We start from the raw sequence: 2,315 nt of genomic DNA, 5'->3' as shown, positions 1-2,315 counted from the left end.
TGATTGCCTATCCTCGCAGCGATCGCTCTCTCTGGGTTGCCCTGCGTTATCTGTTTATCAGCAATGTGGCGATGTTATTTTACCTTATTGGCGCAGTTTTAGTCTATAAAGCCAATAATTCCTTTGCTTTTGCTGGTTTAAAGGACGCACCTCCCGAAGCCTTGGCTTTAATCTTCATGGGATTATTAGTCAAAGGGGGAATCTTTGTCTCGGGATTATGGCTACCGATGACACACTCGGAATCGGAAACCTCCGTCTCGGCGCTGATGTCGGGGGTGGTGGTAAAAGCTGGCATTTTTCCCCTCCTGCGCTGTGCTTTAATCCTAGAGGATTTAGATGTCCTAATTCGGCTTTTCGGGGTGCTAACGGCGATTTTTGGCGTGTCATACGCAGTGTTTGAAAAGGATAGCAAGCGGATGTTAGCCTTCCATACTATTTCCCAGTTAGGTTTTATTTTAGCCGCCCCGGTAGTCAGTGGTTTTTATACCCTTACCCACGGTTTAGTTAAATCTTGCCTATTTCTGTTAGCGGGAGTTTTACCCAGTCGCAATTTTAAAGAATTACAGCAACAATCGCTCCCTAATTCTCTCTGGATTGCCCTAGTGGTTGCTAGTTTTTCTATCTCTGGATTCCCCCTATTATCCGGTTTTGGGGCGAAAGCGTTAACGATGAAAAATTTAGTCCCCTGGCAAGAAATTATGATCAATCTTGTGGCGGTGGGGACGGCGATTTCCTTTGCTAAATTTATCTTTTTACCCCACGCTGGTGGCGAAAGTAAACAGAAGCTAACTATCGGTTTCTGGACGGCAATAATTCTGCTCCTTGCCGCCCTATTTTTATCCAATGCTGTCTATGTTGAAGCTTATAATCTACCCAATATTATCAAAGCTTTAGCTGTCATTGGTGCCGGGTGGTGGTTATATCTGGGAGTTTTCAAAAAGTTATCCCTAAAATTATCGCGAGCCTGGGAACAATTTGATAATCTCGTCGGGATGATGAGTATAATGTTAGTTCTATTGTTTTGGATGGTCTTAGCATGATCGGACATATAATTCTGCGTTTAACTATGTGGTTTTTGCTCACCGCTAATTTTACCCCCGCTAATATTATGATCGGGGTGGCTATTGCTTTTCTTTTGCCCCGTAATTTCGCCTCTAGCGAAACTTTAGGCGATTGGTTAAAGGTAATAATTAAAGTCTTTATGGCTATTCCCCAAGCTTATAAAGAAGCGTTTGAAATTATCCTTCATCCCCACAAGGAAGAAGAAATTATTTTAGAGAGAATTTCGGGTAAACGTTCACCCAGACTGGCTTTTTGGGATATATTTCTCATTACTTTTACCCCGAAAACTATCGTCACCGAATACAAGGAAAATGAGGGTTATGAAGTACATATAATTAAACGGAGTAACCAGGGATGAATATTGTTCTCATTGCCATGATTGTCGCCCTATTAATTCCCCTTTATGAAGTGGCAAGAAATGATGACATCTGGCAAAAAATGGCCGCCTTTGCCAGTGCTTCCAGTAAATCATCAATTATTATTCTAGTGGTGTCGGTTCTGCGGGATGATTGGATGATTGGAGTGGTAGCAGTGATTATTCTCAGTGTCGGTAATGCCGGTTTTATGTTATTAGCACAAATTCTTAAACGACTGAACGAATCATGATTGACATTTTCAGTTATATCTGCATCACTATCGGAGTGTTTTTCTGGTTTTGGGGAACGGCGCATCTTTTAGACAAGCGCTCGGTATTATATAAATTACATGGTCTATCTGTCGCTGATACTTTGGGTTCCATGGCGATTATTTTCGGGCTACTTTTGAAAGTTCCCCAAAATTGGCCTTTATTATTATTGGCAATAATTTCCCTAGCAATTTGGAACACCATGTTAGGCTACGTTTTAGCTTATACTTCTAGCGATCGAGAGTAAAATTAAAGATGAATGAAAGTTATCTCTATGTTATTGTTGCCCTCTTGCCTTTAACTGCGGCGATGGTGATATTACAATCCAATCCCTACCAAGCTCTAGTAATTCGCGGGGTTTTAGGGGCAATAGCAGCCTTAGTTTATGCTTTATTAGGGGCGGCAGATGTATCTTTAACCGAAGCTTTGATGGGAACCATGTTAGCCGTAACTCTCTACGCGGTGGCGATTCGTTCCTCTTTAGTGATGCGTTTAGGAGTAATTGCCGAGGAAACCGATACGGTTTTAGAACAGTTAAAAACTCAACTACAAACGGTTTTAAGTAAGCGTTTTATGCGTTTAGAATTAGTTGCCTACAGTGATAAACAAGCTTTGCAACAGGCACTTA

Annotated in this window: 5 protein-coding genes; all 5 read left to right on the top strand. The window is 41.6% G+C overall.

Going from position 1 to position 2,315, the window contains the following annotated elements; all coding sequences use genetic code 11:
* A partial coding sequence (locus tag PX484_RS14970; protein WP_288104486.1) for a cation:proton antiporter occupies window positions 1–1,040 on the top strand: 1,040 nt, incomplete at its 5' end.
* Window positions 1,037–1,420, top strand: coding sequence for a Na+/H+ antiporter subunit E (locus PX484_RS14965; protein WP_287667942.1), 384 nt, complete (start codon window positions 1,037–1,039; stop codon window positions 1,418–1,420). The genes PX484_RS14970 and PX484_RS14965, both read left to right, overlap by 4 nt.
* Window positions 1,417–1,668 (top strand): hypothetical protein, encoded by a 252-nt coding sequence (locus PX484_RS14960; RefSeq protein WP_002771873.1) that lies wholly within the window; start codon window positions 1,417–1,419, stop codon window positions 1,666–1,668. Before PX484_RS14965 ends, PX484_RS14960 begins: the two co-directional genes overlap by 4 nt.
* Window positions 1,665–1,934 (top strand): monovalent cation/H(+) antiporter subunit G, encoded by a 270-nt coding sequence (locus PX484_RS14955; RefSeq protein WP_002796741.1) that lies wholly within the window; start codon window positions 1,665–1,667, stop codon window positions 1,932–1,934. Before PX484_RS14960 ends, PX484_RS14955 begins: the two co-directional genes overlap by 4 nt.
* Before the next feature lie 8 nt (window positions 1,935–1,942).
* On the top strand, window positions 1,943–2,315 hold a 373-nt coding region (locus tag PX484_RS14950), incomplete at its 3' end, for a DUF4040 domain-containing protein (protein ID WP_288104482.1).

This window comes from Microcystis sp. M49636_WE2 (genome assembly GCF_030065375.1).
Lineage (GTDB): Bacteria > Cyanobacteriota > Cyanobacteriia > Cyanobacteriales > Microcystaceae > Microcystis > Microcystis aeruginosa_C.
The sequence above is the reverse complement of the archived record's forward strand: the minus strand, read 5'-3'. Positions and strand labels throughout refer to the sequence as shown.